This window comes from Streptomyces sp. SID3343, assembly GCF_009865215.1.
Lineage (GTDB): Bacteria > Actinomycetota > Actinomycetes > Streptomycetales > Streptomycetaceae > Embleya.
This window is the reverse complement of record NZ_WWJX01000294.1, coordinates 1-1,541: the sequence shown is the minus strand read 5'-3', so window position 1 is coordinate 1,541 and position 1,541 is coordinate 1. Positions and strand designations below refer to the sequence as shown.

The following is a 1,541-nucleotide window of genomic DNA, read 5'->3' as shown; positions in this document are numbered from 1 at the left end:
GGCGGGTGGCGCGAAGCGCGGAGGGGTGGGCAGGCGCGAGGCAAGCGGGCGCCGGCGGTAGGTGGCGCGAAGCGCAAGGGGGTGGGCAGGTGCGACGCAGGCGGGCGTCGGATGTTGGGCGGCACGAGGCGGGCAGGCGGCGGGTGGCGCGAAGTGCGAAGGAGGTGGGCCGGTGCGACGCAGGCGAGTGGCGCGAAGTGCGGAGCGGGTGGGCAGATGCGACGCGAGCGGGTGTCGGGTGTCGGGCGGCACGAGGCGAGCTGGCGTGGGCATGCAGGCAGGCGGTGCCAAGTGCCGAGGGGGTGTGCAGGTGCGACGCCGGCGGTGGCGCGACGTACGGAGGGGATGGCCAGGCGCGCCGCAGTGGGGCGAAGCGGGTGTGCAGGTGCGACGCAGGCGGGTGGCGCGAAGCGCAAGGGGGTGGGCAGGTGCGACGCCGGCGGGTGGCGCGAAGTGTGGAGAGGGTGGGCAGGTGCGGCGCGAGCGGGTGTCGGGCGGCGCGAGGCGAGCGGGCGTGGGGGCAGGCAGGCGGTGCCAAGTGCGGAGGGGTGGGCGGCGGGTGGCGCGAAGTGCGGAGGGGGCGCGGGTGGGGGTGGAGTGTGATGTGGGTGGGCAGTGTGATGCCCGGCAGGCCATGGGTCGGCCTGCCGGGCATCACATAGGGGACGTAGATGTACGGTCTGTGATCAGCAGGCTCCGAGGTCTACCCAGACGCCCCACTGGCCGGTGGTGCCGGGCTCTTCGCCCTGCGTCCACCACTTGGCGCGCCAGTTGTGGTCGGTCCACGAGACCTGGCTGCCGTTGAGGTAGATGCTGCTCGGGTCCCAAGCCGGTGCGCTGCAGTTGTTGGGGCCTCCGCCGCCCACGGTCAGGGTGTAGGTCGTGTTGTGGACCGCCGTGCCGGTGCCCACGATGGTGATCGGGTAGGTGCCGGCGACGGCCGAGGCCGAGACGGAGATCGTCGCGGTCGAGGTCGAGCCGGACTGGACCGATGCCGGGCTGAACGACACGGAGACGCCGTTGGGCGCGCCGGTCGCGGTCAGCGCGACGTTCTGCGCCGAGCCGCCCGTGGTGGTGGTGCTCACCGTCGCGGTGCCCGTGGCGCCCTTCTGGACGGTGCCGGAGGCCGGAGCCACCGAGACCGAGAAGTCGTCGCCGGGCGTGGGGGTGTCGCTGACCGCGGTCTTCCAGATCGTGTACGCCACACCGTCGGCGCTGCGGTTGAGGACCGTCGCGTCGATGTTGCTCGTGGTGTCACACGCGGAGTGGTAGCAGGAGTCGTACGAAGCCCCGGCCTGTCCGCCCCACTTGGCGGCCTGCGCGGAGGTCTTGGTGTCGCTGGCGCCGGCCGCGTAGCCGGAGGTGGGTATACCGGCCTGCTGGAAGGAGTAGTCGTCGGAACGGCCTTGGCCCTCGACGTTCTCCTCGGGACGCAGGTTCAGCGTGTCCCAGTACGCCTTCATCGGCGCGGCCGCGGCCGAGCTGATGTTGTTGATGAAGTAGCCGGCGTTGCGCGAGCCGACCATGTCGAAGTTGTAGTA

At 72.1% G+C, this 1,541-nt stretch carries 1 protein-coding gene; it reads right to left on the bottom strand.

Annotated elements, in window-relative coordinates:
* Positions 1–686: 686 nt before the first annotated feature.
* Positions 687–1,541: M28 family peptidase (locus tag GT354_RS09920; RefSeq protein WP_161355903.1), on the bottom strand; the 855-nt coding region annotated here is incomplete at its 5' end.